This window comes from Pseudomonas sp. TE3552, assembly GCF_056278945.1.
In genome coordinates this window covers 507,205-526,863 of sequence record NZ_JBWBQJ010000001.1, presented here as the reverse complement: position 1 = coordinate 526,863, position 19,659 = coordinate 507,205, and the positions used below count along the sequence as shown (strand labels likewise).

At 60.6% G+C, this 19,659-nt stretch carries 17 protein-coding genes; 10 read left to right on the top strand and 7 right to left on the bottom strand.

The annotated features are described in order from the left end of the window. Positions 1–101: 101 nt before the first annotated feature. The 6 genes from ACZ9BB_RS02255 to edd all read right to left on the bottom strand — a co-directional run bounded on the left by ACZ9BB_RS02255 (position 102) and on the right by edd (position 8,165). Positions 102–1,403, bottom strand: a complete 1,302-nt coding sequence (locus tag ACZ9BB_RS02255) for an ABC transporter substrate-binding protein (RefSeq protein ID WP_476212356.1) — start codon at positions 1,401–1,403, stop codon at positions 102–104. A gap of 117 nt (positions 1,404–1,520) precedes the next feature. Then, positions 1,521–2,780, bottom strand: coding sequence for a D-mannose isomerase (locus ACZ9BB_RS02250; RefSeq protein ID WP_476212355.1), 1,260 nt, complete (start codon positions 2,778–2,780; stop codon positions 1,521–1,523). A 243-nt stretch (positions 2,781–3,023) separates the two neighbouring features. Next, on the bottom strand, positions 3,024–4,493 hold the full coding sequence (locus ACZ9BB_RS02245; protein WP_476212354.1) for an ATP-binding protein: 1,470 nt from the start codon (positions 4,491–4,493) through the stop codon (positions 3,024–3,026). Further along, positions 4,483–5,214 (bottom strand): response regulator, encoded by a 732-nt coding sequence (locus ACZ9BB_RS02240; protein WP_205890115.1) that lies wholly within the window; start codon positions 5,212–5,214, stop codon positions 4,483–4,485. The genes ACZ9BB_RS02245 and ACZ9BB_RS02240 overlap by 11 nt, the downstream gene beginning before the upstream one ends. A 177-nt stretch (positions 5,215–5,391) precedes the next feature. Beyond that, the gene (locus ACZ9BB_RS02235) at positions 5,392–6,342 is read right to left on the bottom strand and encodes a glucokinase (protein ID WP_476212353.1); all 951 of its coding nucleotides are present in this window, start codon (positions 6,340–6,342) and stop codon (positions 5,392–5,394) included. Further along, entirely contained in the window at positions 6,339–8,165 is a 1,827-nt protein-coding gene (gene edd, locus ACZ9BB_RS02230) for a phosphogluconate dehydratase (protein WP_476212352.1), read from the bottom strand. Before edd ends, ACZ9BB_RS02235 begins: the two co-directional genes overlap by 4 nt. Before the next feature lie 219 nt (positions 8,166–8,384). Between edd and gap the strand changes: the two genes are divergently transcribed. From gap to ACZ9BB_RS02185, 9 genes are all read left to right on the top strand, one after another. Further along, positions 8,385–9,386, top strand: a complete 1,002-nt coding sequence (gene gap, locus ACZ9BB_RS02225; RefSeq protein WP_476212351.1) for a type I glyceraldehyde-3-phosphate dehydrogenase — start codon at positions 8,385–8,387, stop codon at positions 9,384–9,386. A gap of 18 nt (positions 9,387–9,404) precedes the next feature. Then, complete coding sequence (locus tag ACZ9BB_RS02220) at positions 9,405–9,869, top strand: methylglyoxal synthase (protein WP_413696848.1); 465 nt, start codon at positions 9,405–9,407, stop codon at positions 9,867–9,869. A gap of 213 nt (positions 9,870–10,082) precedes the next feature. Further along, entirely contained in the window at positions 10,083–11,414 is a 1,332-nt protein-coding gene (locus tag ACZ9BB_RS02215; RefSeq protein WP_476212350.1) for a CoA transferase, read from the top strand. A gap of 603 nt (positions 11,415–12,017) precedes the next feature. After that, entirely contained in the window at positions 12,018–13,445 is a 1,428-nt protein-coding gene (gene arcD / locus ACZ9BB_RS02210; protein WP_476212349.1) for an arginine-ornithine antiporter, read from the top strand. Positions 13,446–13,496: 51 nt separating this feature from the next. Then, complete coding sequence (gene arcA / locus ACZ9BB_RS02205; protein WP_476212348.1) at positions 13,497–14,753, top strand: arginine deiminase; 1,257 nt, start codon at positions 13,497–13,499, stop codon at positions 14,751–14,753. 71 nt (positions 14,754–14,824) lie between these two features. Then, positions 14,825–15,835, top strand: a complete 1,011-nt coding sequence (locus ACZ9BB_RS02200) for an ornithine carbamoyltransferase (RefSeq protein WP_476212347.1) — start codon at positions 14,825–14,827, stop codon at positions 15,833–15,835. A gap of 87 nt (positions 15,836–15,922) precedes the next feature. Further along, positions 15,923–16,852, top strand: coding sequence for a carbamate kinase (gene arcC / locus ACZ9BB_RS02195; RefSeq protein WP_476212346.1), 930 nt, complete (start codon positions 15,923–15,925; stop codon positions 16,850–16,852). A gap of 63 nt (positions 16,853–16,915) precedes the next feature. Beyond that, on the top strand, positions 16,916–17,275 hold the full coding sequence (locus ACZ9BB_RS02190) for a DUF5064 family protein (protein WP_476212345.1): 360 nt from the start codon (positions 16,916–16,918) through the stop codon (positions 17,273–17,275). A 117-nt stretch (positions 17,276–17,392) separates the two neighbouring features. Further along, complete coding sequence (locus ACZ9BB_RS02185) at positions 17,393–18,901, top strand: sigma-54-dependent transcriptional regulator (protein ID WP_476212344.1); 1,509 nt, start codon at positions 17,393–17,395, stop codon at positions 18,899–18,901. A 142-nt stretch (positions 18,902–19,043) separates the two neighbouring features. Here the strand turns inward: ACZ9BB_RS02185 and ACZ9BB_RS02180 are convergent, their stop codons facing one another. Next, entirely contained in the window at positions 19,044–19,244 is a 201-nt protein-coding gene (locus ACZ9BB_RS02180) for a hypothetical protein (protein WP_476212343.1), read from the bottom strand. 32 nt (positions 19,245–19,276) lie between these two features. Here ACZ9BB_RS02180 and gcvH point away from each other — a divergent pair, with 32 nt between their 5' ends. After that, complete coding sequence (gene gcvH, locus ACZ9BB_RS02175; RefSeq protein ID WP_476212342.1) at positions 19,277–19,654, top strand: glycine cleavage system protein GcvH; 378 nt, start codon at positions 19,277–19,279, stop codon at positions 19,652–19,654. The last annotated feature ends 5 nt before the right edge of the window (positions 19,655–19,659 follow it).

The window sequence follows — 19,659 nt, the reverse complement described above, 5'->3', positions numbered from 1 at the left end:
GGAGCGGCCCTCGCGAGCGTGTCGTGCCAGTACCGACATGGGTGCCTGACACTGCACTTTCGCGAGTAAGCCCGCTCCCACAGGGGGGGCGCGGCTAACGGTTACTTGGCCGCTTTAATGGCAGTGCCGAGTTGCTTGGCGGCAGTGGCAGGATCGGCTTTCGGATCGTTGATGAAGTTGGTCACGACATCAAAGAAAGCACCCTGTACCGCCAGCGTGGTCGCCATGTTGTGCGCCATGCTCGGCTGCAAGCCACCGGTCTTGGCGTCCGCCAGGAAGTCTTTGGCAGCCGTCTGGGCGCAGGAGTCGAAACCGTACTTGCCCATGTCGCTCAGCATGTCGTTTCGAACCGGGATCGAGCCTTTGTTGATGCTGAAGACTTTCTGGAAGTTCTCACCCAGCACGATCTTGGCGATGTCCTGCTGAGCCGCAGCAGTGCCCTTGTCTTTCTGCTTGAACACGGCCAGCGAGTCGATGTTGTAGGTGAAGGCCTTGTCGGTGCCAGGGAAGGCTACGCACTCGTAATCCTTGCCAGCGACTTTCTTGGCCGCTGTCCACTCGCTCTTGGCCCAGTCACCCATGATCTGCATGCCGGCCTTGCCGTTGATGACCTTGGCCGCCTCCAGATTCCAGTCCTGGCCTTTGCCGTCGGCGTCCATGTAGGTCGCGACTTTCTTCAGCTCGGTCAGCGCCTTGACCATGTCAGGACCGGTCAGCGCCGCGTTATCCAGATCGACCAGGGCTTTCTTGTAGCCATCGACGCCCATGACCGACAGAACCACCGCTTCGAACACGGTGCTGTCTTGCCAAGGCTGGCCACCGTGGGCAAGCGCGATGAAGCCCGCAGCCTTGAGCTTGTCACCGGCCGCGTAGAATTCCTGAAGGGTGGTTGGCGCTTTTTCGATGCCGGCTTTCTTGAAGACTTCCGGATTGATCCACAACCAGTTGACGCGGTGAATGTTCACCGGCACGGCCACATAGTTACCGTCGTACTTCACGGTATCGGAGACTTTCTTGTCGAGCAGGCTGTCCCACTTCTCAGTTTTGGCAGTGTCTTTCAAGACGTCGGCATCGAGCAGACCGGTAGACGCCCATTCCTGAATGTCCGGGCCTTTGATCTGCGCTACGCCCGGCGGGTTACCGGCCACGGCGCGGCTTTTGAGTACGGTCATGGCCGTGGCACCGCCACCGCCGGCGACTGCGCCGTCTTTCCAGGTGAAACCGTCTTTTTCGACTTGAGCCTTGAGCACATCGACAGCTGCTTTTTCACCACCAGACGTCCACCAGTGAACGACTTCCACCGAACCTTTGGAATCGGCGGCAAGGGCACTGAGCGGGAATGCAGCAACGGGAAGCAGTGAAGCGAGAGAAATGACAGTAGCGAGGCGAGAAATCGCATTCATCTAGTAGTACCTTTCTTGTTGTTATGCATGCAAGTCTGGTGCTTGCGCTGCATAGGATTTTAAACAGGGGATAGCCCTTCGCAGGTAACGAAGGGACGCGCGAATGTCACCACATGGTTACACAGGAGCGCTCTGGGACAATTGCGCCAGCGCACTGGCCATGCTCGGCGCCAACGGCAGCCGCGGGATCAATACGGCTTGCCAGGCGTGATACAGGTCGGGTTTACCGGCCCAGATATCGGCGCTCGGGCGGTTCAGCGGATCGAGCTCGTGATGCCAGCTGCCATCGCAGCGGTCGATGAAATGACTGTCACAGAATTCCCAGAACAGTCGGTACCAGCGCTCGTATTGCTCCTCACCGGTGCGTTTGAGCAGCGCACTGGCGGCGGCGCTGGCTTCGCAATGAGTCCAGTGCAAACGATGGCGAACCACCGCGAGATTGTCCCAGTCGAGGGTATAGACGATGCCCGGCGCGCCGTCGACGTCCCAGCCGTGACGGCAATTGTGCTCGAAGAGTTTTTGCGCATCGGTGGCCAGCCAGCCCGGCGTGAGCATCCCGGCTTGCACCCGCGCCGCTTCAAGGTGCAGTAACAACCGCGCCCATTCGAAACCATGACCCGGCGTGGTGCCGTAAGGACGGAAACCGTCAGCCGGGTTGTCGTGGTTGTAGTCACGCTGCGGCTGCCAGTCGCGGTCGAAATGCTCGATCACCAGGTAATCATTGGCGGCGGCGTGTTCGTGAATGACTCGCTCGACAATACGCTGGGCGCGAATCAGCCAGCGGTGGTCCTCAGTGACATCGGCCAGGGCGAGGAAGGCTTCGGTGGCGTGCATGTTGCTGTTGGCGCCGCGATAGGCTTCCTCGCAACTGAAGTCGCGGTTGAAGGACTCGCGCATGGCGCCCTCCTCTTCGCTCCAGAAATGGCTGTCGATGATGTGGATCGCATCGTCGAGCAAGGCTTGCGCACCGGGCCGTTGAGCGACCACCGCAGAACTCGCGGCCAACGCCACGAAGGCATGCAGGTAAGCGGCTTTGCCGGTATTGCCGTCGCGGTGTTCGGGCGTGGCGAACCAGCCACCGTGTTCGGCGTCACGCAGCGGCCCGCTGAGGGCTTTGATGCCGTGATCCACCAGCTCGGCGAAACCCGGCAGGCCCTGGATGTGGGCCATGGCGAAGCTGTGGGTCATGCGCGCGGTGTTCATGGTTTCGGCTTGCGCATTGGCCGGCAGGCGACCCTTTTCATCGAGATTGCCGAAGCCTTCGGCAAGCTTTGCAGCCTTGGCAAACGCCAACAGGCGCAGGCCTTCGGCGGCGAGCCATTGCTGATGGGCAGGCGCGTTCAGCCAACTGCTGAACGCGGGTTGGAAGGTGTCCATGGGTGGCCCTTTTTTGTTGTTATGACTGGGGGCAGTCTAAACAACGGGCGGTGGCGGGCAGGTAACGAAGGAGGCGAGTTATGTCACCAGCTTGTGACATTCCCCCTGTTTTTGAGGCGAGTGATGTGTTGTGGCGAGGGAGCTTGCTCCCGTTGGACTGCGCAGCAGTCCCATTCTTTTCAGGGATAAGGGGGGCCGCTCCGCGCCCCAGCGGGAGCAAGCTCCCTCGCCACAGGGGCGGTGTCAATCCATCGAGCGGGGCAACTGCAACGTCACCCGCAACCCGCCTTCACGCAGGTTTTGCAGGCTGACTTCACCGCCATGACTATGGGCGATGTTGCGCGCGATCCCCAGCCCCAGGCCATAACCCTGCTGCTGCCCGGCCAAGCGGAAGTGCGGCTCGAACACTTGCTCCAGCCGCTGCTCCGGCACGCCTGGGCCTTCGTCGTCGACATGCAGGACGAACGCGCTCTCGTCATCATCGATGTGCAGATGCGCGTTCTGCCCGTACTTCAAGGCGTTGTCGATCAGGTTGCCGATGCAGCGCTTGAGCGCCAGTGGCTTACCGGGATACGGCAGCAGCGCCCGCCCTTGTTGAGTCACGCGGCCATTGCCGTTAGGCGCCAGATACGGTTCCACCAGGCAGTCGAGCACATGATTGAGGTCTACCGGCTCGATGTTTTCGTGGATGTCGGTGTCTTTCACGCATTGCAGCGCGCCTTTGACCAGCAACTCCAGCTCATCCAGGTCACGACCGAACTTGGCTTGCAGTTTCTCGTCTTCAAGCAATTCGACCCGCAGTCGCAACCGAGTGATCGGTGTGCGCAAGTCATGGGAAATCGCGCTGAACAACTGGCTGCGCTCGGTCAGGTAACGGCTGATGCGCTCGCGCATGGCATTGAAGGCGCGGCCAACCTCAACCACTTCACTGCCGCCACCCTCGGCCACTGGTTCGACTTCGGCACCGAGGGACATGTCCCGCGCCGCCCGCGCCAATCGCTTGAGCGGCCGGCTCTGCCAGTGCACCAGCAGGCCGATGAACAGGAGCAAGAAGCCGCTGGTGAGTACGATGAACCAGACTTGCTGTGCCGGCAGGCCTTGCTCTTCGAGACTGGTGTAGGGCTCGGGCAACAGCGAAGCGATGTACAGCCATTCCCCCGGTGCCATCTGGATTTGCGTGACCAGCACCGGTGGGTTCACTGGCTCCAGGGTCAACGCGTAGTGCGCCCAGGAGCGTGGCAATTCATCGAGTTTCAGCCCGCTATTGAAGATCCGCAGGTCTTCGGGGCTGACGAACGTCACCGAAATATCGGCGTCCTGGCCCAGCGACTGACGCAGCACTTCGTCCACCGCTTTGAGTACCGCCGCTTTGCGCGGAGTGATCGGCAGCACTTCCATGCCTAAGGGTTTGTCGTTGAGGGTCACCACGAATCGGGTGCCGCCCATGCTGCGCAACTGGTCGAGCACCAGCGGCCTGAACGCCACCGGCAACGAACGGAAATAACTGACGCTGGCCGTCATCGAGTGGGCCAGGCTGCGAGCACTGGTGACCAAACCTTCGAGTTGGGTGGCGCGCAATTGCGAAACCCAGATCACGCTCGACAGCGCCTGGGCGAACAACACCGCCAGCAGGGTCAGCAGCAACATGCGCCCGAGCAGCGAGCGCGGCACCGGCACGCGCCCGGCGAGCTTGCGCAGGAACTCAGTGGCCATTGCCGGCAACCACGTTGGCTGCCAGTTGGTAGCCACTGCCACGCACGGTACGGATCAGCCGCGGTGGTTTTTCAGTGTCACGCAGGCGCTGACGCAAACGGCTGACCGCCATGTCGACGATGCGATCGAGCGGCATCAGGTCACGGCCACGGGTGGCGTTGCCGATGGTGTCGCGATCGAGGATTTCCTGAGGGTGATCGAGGAACAGTTTTAGCAGCGCGAAGTCGGCACCCGAGAGAATCACTTCCTCACCGTCGATGTGGAACAGCCGATGGCTGACCATGTCCAGCCGCCAGTCGTCGAAGGCCAGCACTTCACCGCCGGAACGCTCCTGACCGAACTGCGCACGGCGCAACAAGGCTTTGATGCGTGCCTGCAATTCACGGGGACTGAAGGGTTTGCCGAGGTAGTCGTCGGCGCCCAGTTCCAGACCGATGACGCGGTCGGCCTCGTCGGAACTGGCGGTGAGCATGATGATCGGCACGTGGGCCTGGCGCGGGTGCTGGCGGATCCAGCGGCAGAGGCTGAAACCGTCTTCGTCCGGCAGCATCACGTCGAGGATCACCAGATCGCTCGGCGCCTCGTTCAAGGCCTGGCGAAAACCTGCGCCATCGGGCGTGGTACGGACCTGGAAACCGGCGCGGGTCAGGTAGGTGTCCAGCAACTCGCGTATCTCTTGATCATCATCGACCAACAAAATCGACTTGTTGACTGAGCTCACAGGGCGGCGTCCTTGTTGTATGTGTTAGAGAGGATTATGCCTGATCGTTCACAGATCTATGTTGTCGGTGAGGGCCTCATCGCGGGCAAGCCCGCTCCCACAAGGTTATGCGCACATTTTCAGAATGTAGGTAATCCTGTGGGAGCGTGGCTTGCCCGCGATGAAGGCGACGCGGTTTCAAGCCTGCTCCAACGCCACACCCGCGCCCACCAGGCCGGAATACGGCGCTGTCACCAGCCACACCGGAATGCCTTTGAAGTAATCGCTCATGCAACCCTTGTCGGCAAAGCAGCGGGCGAAACCGCTTTCGATGAAGAAATCGGCAAACCGTGGAATCACCCCGCCGACGATGTACACACCACCCCGTGCACCGGTGGTCAGCACATTGTTGCCAGCCACGCGACCCAGCCAGCAACAGAACTGCTCAAGCACTTCCAGGGCAATCGGATCACCCGCCAGCCCGGCCTTTGTGATCGCCTCAGGCGTGTCGAGTACAGGCGTGTGACCGTCCACCGCGCAAATCGCCCGGTAGACCCGCGGCAAGCCGCTGCCGCTCAACGCCGTTTCAGCGCTGACGTGGCCGATCTCGTTGAAGATGTGCTGCCACAATTGGGTTTCTCGCGGGCTGCTCAGCGGCAGATCGACGTGACCGCCCTCCCCCGGCAGCGGCGCAAAACGTCCGCCGCCCAGATCGAGCAACGTGCCCACGCCCAAGCCAGTGCCCGGACCGATCACCACCGCTGGCCGCAACGGTTCCGGCGTGCCTTCGCAGACCACCCGAAACTCGCCCGGCTGCAAGCGGGTCATGCCCAGGGCCATGGCCGAGAAATCGTTGACCAGCAGCAGTTGATCCACCTGCAAGGTCTTGCAGAAACCCTTGCGACTGAGCCGCCAGTGATTGTTGGTGAACTTGAATTCATCACCGCTCACCGGCCCCGCCACCGACAGGCACACCGAACCGATCGAACCCGGCGCCAGGCCGAGCCCGTTCAGGTAGAGCGCAATCGCTTCCTCCGGGCTGGCGTGGTCTGCCGTCGCCAGCACCTGGATCGATTCCAGTTGCTGGTTTTTCCACAACGCGAAACGTGCGTTGGTGCCACCGATGTCACCGACCAAAGCCAGTTTCAATTAAGCGTCTCCAGGGCAGAAGTAAAGGCGCTGGCGCCTTGCTCTGCGGAGCTGAAGGCCATGCGCATGAAACCAAACAGTTCGCGACCGCTGCCGATGTTATTACCCAACAGGCCTTTGGCAGGTTCGCGCGCTGCGAATTCTTCGGCGTCCACCTTAAGCTCCAAAGTGCCTTTGACGCCATCGACGCGGATGATATCGCCCTCTTGCACCCGTGCCAAAGCACCACCCACGTAGGCTTCCGGGCTGACATGGATCGCCGCCGGGATTTTCCCCGAGGCACCGGACATGCGCCCGTCGGTGACCAACGCCACTTTGAAACCGCGATCCTGCAGCACGCCGAGGAACGGCGTCATCTTGTGCAGTTCCGGCATGCCGTTGGAACGTGGGCCCTGGAAGCGCATCACCGCGACAAAATCCTTCTCCAGCAAACCGGCCTTGAACGCATCGGCCAGATCCTGCTGATCCTGGAACACCATCGCCGGTGCTTCGACAATCTGGTTTTCCAGTGCAACTGCCGAGACCTTCATCACGCCACGGCCGAGGTTGCCTTCCATCACCCGCAAGCCACCCTCTGGCGAGAATGCGCGAGCGACCGGACGCAGGATGGTTTCGTCGAGGCTTTCGATCGGGCCTTCGCGCCAGACCAGTTCGCCGTTTTCGAGGAACGGTTCCATGGTGTAGCGGCTCAGGCCGTGGCCCAGCACCGTGTTGACGTTTTCGTGGAGCAGGCCCGCTTCCAGCAGTTCGCGGATCAGGAACGACATGCCCCCCGCCGCCTGGAAGTGGTTGATGTCGGCTTTGCCGTTCGGGTACACGTGGCTCAGGGTCGGCACCACCTCGGAGAGGTCGGCCATGTCCTGCCAGGTCAACTGAATGCCCGCGGCCATGGCGATGGCCGGCATGTGCAGGGTGTGGTTGGTCGAGCCGCCGGTGGCGTGCAGGGCCACGATGGAGTTGACCAGCGAACGTTCGTCGACGATTTCGCCAATCGGCATGAAGTCGCCGTTTTGCTTGGTCAGGCGGGTGACCTGGTGCGCCGCCTCACGGGTCAGGGCATCGCGCAACGGGGTGTTCGGGTTGACGAAAGAGGCGCCCGGCAAGTGCAGGCCCATGACTTCCATCAGCAACTGGTTGGTGTTGGCGGTGCCGTAGAAGGTGCAGGTGCCAGGGCTGTGATAGGACTTCATCTCCGATTCCAGCAGCTCTTCGCGCGTCGCCTTGCCTTCGGCGTAGCGCTGACGCACATCGGCTTTCTGCTTGTTGGAGATGCCCGACACCATCGGCCCGCCCGGCACGAAAATCGTCGGCAGATGGCCGAAACGCAACGCGCCCATCATCAGGCCCGGCACGATCTTGTCGCAGATGCCGAGCATCAACGCGCCGTCGAACATGTTGTGGGAAAGCGCTACCGCGGTGGACAACGCGATCACTTCGCGGCTCGGCAGGCTCAACTCCATGCCCGGTTCGCCCTGGGTCACGCCATCGCACATCGCGGGGGTGCCACCGGCGAACTGGCCGACGGAGCCGATTTCGCGCAAGGCTTTTTTGATCTGTTCTGGGAAGACTTCGTACGGCTGGTGCGCCGAGAGCATGTCGTTATATGACGAAACAATCGCGATGTTGGCGGAGTTCATCATCCGCAGGCTGTGCTTGTCGTCGCTGCCACACCCGGCCACGCCATGGGCGAAGTTGGCGCATTGCAGCTTGCCGCGCATCGGGCCGTCGCTTGCGGCGCCGCGGATCAATGCAAGGTAAGCCTCACGCGTGGCGCGGCTGCGGGCGATAAGCCGTTCGGTGACCTCAAGGACGCGGGGATGCATGTGTAGAACTCCAGGCTAACGGATGTGGCGACCTGATTGTCTATGCTGACCAAGCACCGCTGTGATCGGGGTGACAGACGGTTTTCTTGATCATTCGGACCAGTTGATTCAGGTCACTCGTTGTAGATAAAACAAAATATTGCCACTAAAAAGGCTTGTTTTCTATTTTTTTGCGAATAATCTTGTAATTCCAACAACAAAACGACGGCGGCGCTGTAAATGACTCTTCGAATCGCAATCAATGGTTTTGGCCGTATCGGCCGTAATGTCCTGCGCGCACTGTATACCCAAGGCTATCGTCAGGATCTGCAGATCGTAGCGATCAACGATCTGGGTGATAGCTCGATGAACGCTCATCTGCTCAAGTACGACACCGTTCACGGCACATTCGATGCCGATGTCCAGCACGATCAGGAAAGCCTGACCGTCAACGGCGACCGTATTTCGGTCAGCGCCATTCGCAACCCGGCCGAATTGCCTTGGGCCGCGGAAAAGGTCGACGTCGTGTTCGAATGCACCGGTCTGTTCACCGACCGTGCCAAAGCCGCCGCGCATATTACGGCTGGCGCGCGCAAAGTGATCATCTCGGCCCCGGCCAAAGGCGCCGACGCCACCGTGGTTTATGGGGTTAACCACGACATTCTGCGCCAATCTCACCAGATCATTTCCAACGCCTCGTGCACCACCAACTGCCTGGCCCCGGTGGCCCAGGTGCTGCACCGCGAGCTGGGCATCGAAAGCGGCCTGATGACCACTATTCACGCCTACACCAACGACCAGAACCTGACCGACGTCTACCACACCGACCCGTACCGCGCCCGTTCCGCCACTCAGAACATGATCCCGAGCAAGACCGGCGCCGCTGAAGCGGTAGGCCTGGTGCTGCCGGACCTGGCTGGCAAACTGACCGGCATGGCGGTGCGTGTTCCGGTGATCAACGTATCGCTGGTGGACCTGACCGTACAGCTCAAGCGCGAAGCGTCGGCCGAGGAAGTGAACGCGCTGCTCAAACAAGCCAGCCAGCACTCGAAGATTCTCGGCTACAACAGCTTGCCGTTGGTTTCCAGCGACTTCAATCACAACCCGCTGTCGTCGATTTTCGACGCCAACCACACCAAGTCCAGCGGCAAGCTGCTCAAAGTGCTGGCCTGGTACGACAACGAGTGGGGCTTCTCCAACCGCATGCTCGATAACTGCCTGGCGCTGTGCAACGCCGAATAAACCGTGGAGCAGCAACCGATGATCGGTATCAGCTTTACGCAAAAGACCATGGCGGCGCGCAAGCGTATCGCCTTGGTCGCCCATGACCACTGCAAAGTGTTTTTGCTGGATTGGGCCGAGCGGCAGAAAGACAAGCTCGCGCAACATGAACTGGTCGCCACCGGCACGACGGGGTTGTTGTTGCAACAACGCCTCGGCCTGCCGGTGGAAAGCATGATCAGCGGTCCGCTGGGCGGTGACCAGCAGCTTGGCGCGCAAATCGCCGAGCAGCGCGTCGATATGCTGGTGTTCTTCTGGGACCCGTTCGAACCGCAACCCCACGACCCGGATATCAAGGCCTTGCTGCGGGTCGCGGCGGTGTGGAACATCCCGGTGGCCTGCAACGAATGCAGCGCCGACTACCTGCTCAGCAGCCCGTTGATGGATCAGGCTCACGAACACCGCATTCCGGATTACGCGACCTATCTGCTGGGGCGTGGGTAAAGCGCCCGGAATCACTCTGCACACATCTCCTGTGGGAGCGAGCCTGCTCGCGATGACGGACTGACATTCACCCTGGATGTCGACTGAACGACTGCTATCGCGAGCAGGCTCGCTCCCACATTGGTCCTGTGTGACACAGAGATTCCCTGTGGTTTTCATCTGGCCGAACCGTTTTTTGAACTATGCTCGGGCTCTCGTTCCGGAGGGCCTTCGATGACCGATTTACTCACGTCCATTCAAGCCGCACTCGGCTTGCCTCATACACCCGTTCCGTTTACTTCGAGCGGCGCCCTGCCCTCGGCGTTTGCCGTAACTGATCTGGCTTGCGCCAGCATTGCCGCCGCCGGCCAGGCAGCCAGCGAACTGCTGAATCGGCAGACCGGTCGTTTACCCAGCCTTGAAGTCGACCGCCGCCTGGCGTCGTTCTGGTTTGCCACCTCGATCCGCCCCGTGGGCTGGAGCGTGCCGCCACTGTGGGACCCGGTCGCCGGCGATTACGCAACCAAGGACGGCTGGATCCGCCTGCACACCAACGCGCCCCATCACCGTGCTGCTGCCGAAACGGTTCTCGGCGCCTGTGCCGACCGCGCAGCGATGGCGAGCAAAGTGGCTCAGTGGGCCAAGAGCGATCTGGAACAGGCGGTGGTCGAGGCCGGTGGTTGTGCCGCCCAGATGCGCAGCTGGGAACAATGGCAGACTCACCCGCAAGGTCGCGCCGTGAACGCCGAACCGCTGATTCAGTTCACCGCCGGCGCCAGCCAAAACACCAAACCGTGGCAAGGATCGGTGGCACAACCGCTGGCCGGAATCAAAGTACTGGACCTCACGCGGGTGCTCGCTGGCCCGATCGCCAGCCGTTTCCTCGCAGGGCTTGGCGCCGACGTGCTGCGCATCGATCCACCGACCTGGAACGAACCGGGCGTGGTGCCGGAAGTCACCCTGGGCAAACGTTGCGCGCGCCTGGACCTGCACGACAAGACTGATCGCGCAGTATTCGAAAGCCTGCTCAAAGACGCCGACATTCTGCTCCACGGCTACCGCGCCGATGCGTTGGAGCGCCTGGGTTACGGCATCGCCCAACGCCAGACACTGGCCCCTGGCCTGATCGATGTTTGCCTCAACGCTTACGGCTGGAGCGGCCCCTGGCAGAACCGCCGGGGCTTCGACAGCCTGGTGCAGATGAGCAGCGGGATTGCGGACGCGGGCATGCACTGGAAGAAGGCGGATAAACCGACGCCGCTGCCGGTCCAGGCCCTTGATCACGCCACCGGGTATTTGATGGCGGCCAGTGCGATCAAGCTATTGGGGCACGGTGGCTCTGCGCGGTTGTCGCTGGCACGGACGGCGAAGTTGTTGATCGAACATGGCGCCGGAACGGATGAGCCGTTGCGGGCAGAGGATGATCACGATCAAGGGATGTTGGTTGAACAGACACCTTGGGGGCCGGCCCATCGGTTGCAGGTGCCATTGAAGATCACCGGGACGCCGCTGCAGTGGGCACTGCCGGCCGGGGAGTTGGGTGCCCATCGCGCGCAGTGGTGGTGACCATCAGATAGCTATCGCGGGCAAGCCTCGCCCCCACAGGTACAGCGTGATCCTGTGGGAGTGTGGCTTGCCCGCGATAGGCCCGAACAGTCACCGCAAACACTGTCATGTAGTTGTTTTTAACTAAATAGATAAAACGAAATAACGTTTATCCATTAATCCCGATCAGTGCCTTTTATTTATAGCCGAACAACCTGTAAATTCGTCCAGTAAAGAGTTTTGTATCGCGCACCTGATAAATCCGACTAACTTCGCCTAATCTGGCAAAGCCCCTCTCTGAACATAATGCTATTCACTTATGCACTTTCAGTCGCGACGCATTCTTTGTAGCAGCTGCCGAAGGCTGCGTTCGACTGCGCAGCAGTCGTAAGTCCGGTTGCCGTGGTGTATCTGACGCACCGCAACTGCTGATTTTACGACTGCTTCGCAGCCGAACGCAGGCTTCGCCAGCTGCTACAGATCGCATTACGGCCTTGTGCCCGAGATAGATACATAAGTCTTTCATTAACAATGGAATGTGCCCATGCACTGATCTATGTCAGCTGACTGAATGGCTAACAGAATTAATCTGTTGCCTCTCTTCTCCTGTACTGGAGTCATGCAATGTCTGAATCCCCCGGGAAACTGAAACTTGGCGCGCTCGTGGCGTTAGTGGTCGGCTCAATGATTGGCGGCGGGATCTTCTCTTTGCCGCAGAACATGGCCGCCAGTGCTGACGTCGGTGCCGTTCTTATTGGCTGGGCAATTACCGCGGTGGGCATGTTGACCCTCGCTTTCGTGTTCCAGACCCTGGCCAATCGCAAGCCAGACCTGGATGGCGGTGTCTACGCCTACGCCAAAGCCGGTTTCGGCGACTACATGGGTTTCTCGTCCGCCTGGGGATACTGGATCAGCGCCTGGCTGGGCAACGTCGGTTACTTCGTTCTGTTGTTCAGCACCCTCGGCTACTTCTTTCCGATCTTCGGCGAAGGCAACACGGTGGCTGCCGTGATCGGCGCGTCCGTGCTGCTCTGGGGCGTACATTTCCTCGTGCTGCGGGGAATCAAGGAAGCCGCGTTCATCAACCTGGTGACCACCGTCGCCAAAGTCGTGCCGCTGCTGCTGTTTGTCCTGATCGCGATTTTCGCGTTCAAACTGGACATCTTCACCGCCGACATCTGGGGTATGAAAAACCCGGACCTGGGCAGTGTGATGAACCAGGTGCGCAAGATGATGCTGGTCACCGTCTGGGTGTTCATCGGCATCGAAGGCGCGAGCATCTTCTCGGCCCGTGCGGAAAAACGCAGCGATGTGGGTAAAGCCACGGTGATCGGTTTCATCACCGTGCTGCTGTTCCTGGTGCTGGTGAACGTGCTGTCGCTGGGCATCATGACCCAACCGGAATTGGCCAAACTGCAGAACCCGTCCATGGCCGCGGTGCTGGAACATGTGGTCGGTCATTGGGGCGCGGTGCTGATCAGCGTCGGGCTGATCATCTCGTTGCTCGGTGCGCTGCTGTCGTGGGTGTTGTTGTGTGCGGAGATCATGTTCGCTGCCGCCAAAGACCACACCATGCCGGCCTTTTTGCGTCGTGAAAACGCCAACCATGTGCCGGCCAATGCCTTGTGGCTGACCAACGCCATGGTCCAGTTGTTTCTGATTATCACGCTGTTTTCGGCCAGCACTTATCTGTCGCTGATCTACCTCGCCACCTCGATGATCCTGGTGCCGTACCTGTGGTCGGCAGCTTATGCCCTGCTGCTGGCGGTACGCGGTGAGAGCTATGAAAACGCACCGGCCGAGCGCAGGAAAGACCTGATCATCGGTGCGGTCTCGTTGATCTATGCGATGTGGCTGCTGTACGCCGGCGGCATCAAGTACCTGCTGCTCTCCGCCCTGCTGTATGCCCCCGGCGCGATCCTGTTCGCCAAGGCCAAATTCGAAGTCGACAAACCGGTTTTCACCAACGTCGAGAAGCTGATTTTCGCCGCAGTCGTCGTAGGCGCCCTGGTGGCAGCCTATGGGCTGTATGACGGCTTCCTGACCCTTTAGCACTGCTGTGAAAAGCAGCACCCGATTGCTTTCATCTGGAGGATCACGGTAATGACCACCGAAAAAGTTAAGTACGGCGTCCATTCCGAGGCCGGCAAACTGCGTAAAGTCATGGTTTGCTCCCCCGGCCTGGCCCACCAGCGGCTGACCCCGAACAACTGCGACGAACTGCTGTTCGACGACGTGCTGTGGGTCGCCCAGGCCAAGCGCGACCATTTCGACTTCGTCACTAAAATGCGCGAGCGCAACATCGATGTGCTGGAAATGCACAACCTGTTGACTGACATCGTCGCGATTCCTGAAGCGCTGGACTGGATTCTGGAACGCAAGATCACCGGCAACTCGGTCGGCCTCGGCCTGATCCATGAAGTGGGTGCCTGGCTGCGTAGCCTGGAACCGCGCAAGATTGCCGAATTCCTCATCGGCGGCGTTTCCGCCGATGACCTGCCGGACAGCTTCGGCGGCAAGACCATTCAGATGTTCCGCGATTTCCTCGGCCACTCCAGCTTCATTCTGCCGCCGCTGCCCAACACCCAGTTCACCCGCGACACTACCTGCTGGATCTATGGCGGCGTGACGTTGAACCCGATGTACTGGCCGGCACGTCGTCAGGAAACCCTGCTGACCACCGCCATCTACAAATTTCACCCGCAGTTCACCAACGCCGACTTCCAGATCTGGTACGGCGACCCGGACCAGGACCATGGCAGCGCCACTCTCGAGGGCGGCGACGTGATGCCGATCGGTAACGGCGTGGTGTTGATCGGCATGGGCGAGCGCTCGTCCCGCCAGGCCATCGGTCAATTGGCGGTCAACCTGTTCAAGAACAAAGCGGTCGAACGTGTGATCGTCGCCGGCCTGCCGAAGTCCCGCGCGGCGATGCACCTGGACACTGTGTTCAGCTTCTGCGACCGCGACCTCGTGACCATTTTTCCCGAAGTGGTGAACCAGATCGTCGCCTTCAGCCTGCGCCCTGATGAAAGCAAACCGGGCGGCATTGACGTTCGCCGTGAAGAAACCAGCTTCCTCGACACCGTGGCCAAGGCCCTCAACCTCAAAGCGTTGCGCGTGGTGGAAACCGGTGGCAACAGCTTCGCCGCCGAACGCGAGCAATGGGACGACGGCAACAACGTGGTGGCCGTGGAACCCGGCGTGGTCATCGGCTACGACCGCAATACCTACACCAACACCCTGCTGCGCAAGGCCGGCATCGAGGTCATCACCATCAGCGCCAGTGAACTCGGGCGCGGGCGAGGCGGCGGCCATTGCATGACCTGCCCGATCATTCGCGACCCGATCGATTATTAATTCCTGTGCCCTGCTTCGCTCTTATACAGCGCGAAGCAGGCGGATAACCGAAACCCAAGGAGATCCACATCATGGCTTTCAACATGCGCAACCGCAGCCTGCTCTCGCTGATGCACCACACCACTCGCGAGCTGCATTACCTGCTGGACCTGTCCCGTGACCTCAAGCGCGCCAAATACACCGGCACCGAGCGTCCACACCTGCAAGGCAAGAACATCGCGCTGATCTTCGAAAAAACCTCGACCCGCACCCGTTGCGCCTTCGAAGTCGCGGCCCATGACCAGGGCGCCCACGTCACCTACATCGACCCGGTGTCGTCGCAGATCGGCCACAAGGAAAGCATGAAAGACACCGCCCGCGTGCTGGGGCGGATGTTCGACGCCATCGAGTACCGCGGCTTCGAACAGGACATCGTCGAAGAGCTGGCCAAGTTCGCCGGCGTGCCGGTGTTCAACGGTTTGACCGCTGAATTCCACCCCACGCAAATGATCGCCGACACCCTGACCATGCGTGAACACAGCGACAAGCCGTTGCACGACATCAGCTACGCCTACCTCGGCGACGCGCGCTACAACATGGGCAATTCGCTGTTGATGATCGGCGCCAAACTCGGCATGGACGTGCGCATCGCCGCACCGAAAGCGCTGTGGCCACATCAGGACTTCATTGATCAGTGCAAAGCCTTCGCCGAGGACAGCGGCGCGCGCATCACCATCACCGAAGACCCTATCGAGGCGGTCAAGGGCGTGGACTTCATCCACACCGACATCTGGGTGTCGATGGGCGAGCCGGTTGAGGCGTGGGACGAGCGCATCGAGCAACTGCTGCCCTACCAGGTCAACGCCGACATGATGAAAGCCTCGGGCAACCCACGGGTGAAATTCATGCACTGTTTGCCGGCGTTCCACAACAGCGAAACCAAGGTCGGCAAGGACATCGCCGCACGCTATCCGCACCTGGCCAACGGCGTCGAAGTGACTGAAGAAGTCTTCGAATCCCCGGCCAACATCGCCTTCGAGCAAGCGGAAAACCGCATGCACACCATCAAGGCGATCCTGGTGTCCGCGCTGGCGGATATCTAAAGACCCGACTCGGCTTCTTCCTGTGGGAGCTGGGTTCCCACAAGAGACCGAGTCGCTCGCCACCTCTCTGTCTAGAAGGACTGCACTATGCGTATCGTCGTTGCTCTGGGCGGTAACGCCCTGCTCCGCCGGGGTGAACCCCTGACCGCGGACAACCAGCGCGCCAACATCCGGATCGCCACTGAACAGATCGCCAAGGTCCACCCCGGCAACCAGCTGGTGATCGCCCACGGCAATGGCCCGCAGGTCGGGCTGCTGTCGCTGCAAGCGGCGGCCTACACCCAGGTGTCCCCTTACCCGCTGGACGTGCTCGGTGCCGAAACCGAAGGCATGATCGGCTACATCATCGAACAGGAACTGGGCAACCTGCTGGACTTCGAAGTGCCCTTCGCCACCCTGCTGACCCAGGTCGAAGTCGATGCCAACGACCCGGCGTTCCAGAACCCCAGCAAACCCATCGGCCCGGTCTATACCAAGGCCGAAGCGGAAAAACTCGCCGCCGAAAAAGGCTGGGCCATCGCCCCGGACGGCGACAAATTCCGTCGCGTGGTCGCCAGCCCGAAACCCAAACGCATCTTCGAAATCCGCCCGATCAAGTGGCTGCTGGACAAAGGCAGCATCGTGATTTGCGCCGGCGGTGGCGGCATCCCGACCCTGTACGGTGCCAGCGGCAAACTGCAAGGCGTGGAAGCGGTGATCGACAAGGACCTGTGTTCGGCGCTGCTGGCCGAACAGCTTGAAAGCGATCTGTTGGTGATTGCCACTGACGTCAATGCCGCCTACATAGATTTCGGCAAACCCACGCAGAAAGCCATCGCCCAGGCCCACCCGGATGAAATGGAAAAACTCGGTTTCGCCGCTGGCTCCATGGGACCAAAGGTCCAGGCGGCCTGCGAGTTTGCCCGCCATACTGGAAAAACCGCGGTGATCGGTTCCCTCGCCGACATCGAAGCGATCGTCCAGGGCACGGCTGGCACACGTATCAGCACGGCGACGCCTGGTATCAGCTATCAATAAATGAAACTCCGGGGACAGGCCAAGGTCTGCCCTGATTCAATGCTTTTGAAGGAGAGATGCTAAATGGCAACGTTTGAGCCCGGTCATCTACACATCGAGCGGCACGCGCTGAACAAGGACGATTACAGCTACAACCTGCACATCGAATACAAAATCGCTCAGGATCCCAAGGAAGGCCAAGGCATGCTCTTCACGCTGCATGGTTCGGTCGAGGGCAAGGACCTGAATGAAGATTTTTATCTGCCCAAGGACCAGGCCTTCGACTTCGCCCGCCACGCCACGCGCATCGCACAAAAGTTCGGCCTGCCCAAGACCGCCAGCATCGGCGCCATGCACGAGTACTACGACAAGATGTTTGAAGACGTGCGGGCACAGCTCGACGTCAAGTCCGGCGACCCGGTCAAACCTGAACACCTGGGATAAAACGGTGAACGCTCCCACAGGAGATCATCGCAGCCATGAAGTCCTGCGCAAGATTTCACCATTGGCCCGCCCCAAGGCATACTTGCCACCCTCCGCACTCCAGAACCAAACCGCCCCATGCGCATCCACGTCAGTTTCATCGACCGCGTCGGTATCACCCAGGAAGTCCTGGCCCTGCTCGGTGGGCGCAATCTCAATCTGGATGCGGTGGAAATGGTGCCGCCCAACGTCTACATCGACGCCCCGACCTTGAGCCCGGCCGTGCTCGAAGAGCTGCGCGATGCGCTGTTCAGCGTGCGCGGCGTGCAAGCGGTGACGGTGGTCGACATCCTTCCCGGCCAGCGTCGTCACTTGCAGCTCGATGCACTGCTGGCCGCCATGACCGACCCGGTATTGGCGCTGGACAGCGCCGGCAAGGTGCTGCTGGCCAACCCGGCGCTGATTGCCCTGTACGGCCGCGAACCGGCGGGTGAAAGCATCAGCGAGCTGTTTGCCGACCCGGCGCTGCTCGACACGTTGCTGGAAAACGGTTTTCGTCTGCCGCTGCGCGAAATCACCGTCGACGGCCAGACCCTGCTGCTGGACGCCACGCCGATCACCGACGCCGGCGCCCTGTTGACCCTGTATCAACCAAACCGCATCGGCGAACGCCTCTCGGCGCTGCACCACGACCATGCCGAAGGCTTCGACGCCCTGCTCGGCGAATCCCCGGCGATTCGTACGCTCAAGGCTCGCGCCCAGCGAGTCGCTGCCCTCGATGCCCCGTTGCTGATCCAGGGCGAAACCGGCACCGGTAAAGAACTGGTGGCCCGTGCCTGCCACGCCATCAGCGCTCGCCACAGTTCGCCATTCCTGGCCTTGAACTGCGCGGCACTCCCGGAAAACCTCGCCGAAAGCGAACTGTTCGGCTACGCCCCCGGTGCCTTCACCGGCGCGCAACGGGGCGGCAAACCGGGGCTGATGGAACTGGCCAACCAGGGCACGGTATTTCTCGACGAGATCGGCGAGATGTCGCCGTACTTGCAAGCGAAATTACTGCGGTTTCTCAACGACGGCAGCTTCCGTCGGGTCGGAGGCGATCGCGAAGTGAAGGTCAACGTTCGGATCCTCAGCGCGACCCACCGCGATCTGGAAAAAATGGTCAGTGAAGGCGCCTTCCGCGAAGACCTGTTCTATCGCCTCAACGTCCTGAATGTCGAAGTCCCGCCGCTGCGCGAGCGTGGCCAGGACATTCTGCTGCTGGCGCGCTACTTCATGCAGCAGGCCTGCGCGCAGATCCAGCGCCCGGTCTGTCGCCTGGCCCCCGGCACCTACCCTGCGCTGCTGGGTAATCGCTGGCCGGGCAACGTGCGGCAATTGCAGAACGTGATCTTCCGTGCCGCGGCGATTTGCGAAAGCAGCCTGGTAGACATCGGCGACCTGGACATCGCCGGCACCTCCGTGGCGCGTCAGAGCGATACCGAAGTCGACAGCCTCGAACAGGCCATGGAAGAGTTCGAGAAAGACCTGCTGGAAAAGCTCTACGTCAGCTACCCCTCGACCCGCCAACTGGCCAACCGCCTGCAAACCTCCCACACCGCGATTGCCCATCGGCTGCGCAAGTACGGGATTTCCAACAAACCGTGAGGCTTGTGGCTGAAATGCTATCCCCCTAACACCATAGCCCGCTCCCACAGGTTCTTGGCCGCCCTCAAAACCATGCCCGAAAGCGACCTCCATCTGTACTGAAAGCGCTACAGTGGAACGATATCAATACACCCTCTCCTGATCAGCGCTGTGCAAGGCTTTGATCCACCTGAGCTTTTTTCTTTGGCTCGCACTGTAGCGATTTCGCTACAGCCACAGAAACACAACGATCCACGAAACCATCTAAGCTGTTGTTTTTAAACAATAAAATAACATTGGCCGCGATTTTGCTAAGTAACCACTCATAAAGCAGGGCATTACCCCGGCATTCAATCGCGTCCACCAGACGAGTCTGGCCCCCCCTTAGGAGTTTCCATGAGCGAGTTGCGTTTTACTGAAGATCACGAATGGCTGCGCACCGAAGCTGACGGCACCGTCACGGTCGGCATCACCGCTTTCGCACAGAACGCACTGGGCGACGTGGTTTTCGTACAACTGCCTGAGCTGCAGTCCTACGACAAAGGCGCAGAAGCCGCCACCGTGGAATCGGTTAAAGCTGCCAGCGGTGTGTACATGCCTCTGGACGGAGAAGTGCTGGAAGTGAACCCGGCGCTGGACAGCAGTCCTGAACTGGTCAACGAAGATCCGCTGGGTGAAGGCTGGTTCTTCCGCTTCAAGCCAACCGACGCCTCGGCTGTCGGCCAACTGCTGGATCAAGACGCTTACGACCGTCTGATCAAAGCCCAAGCTTGAGGAGC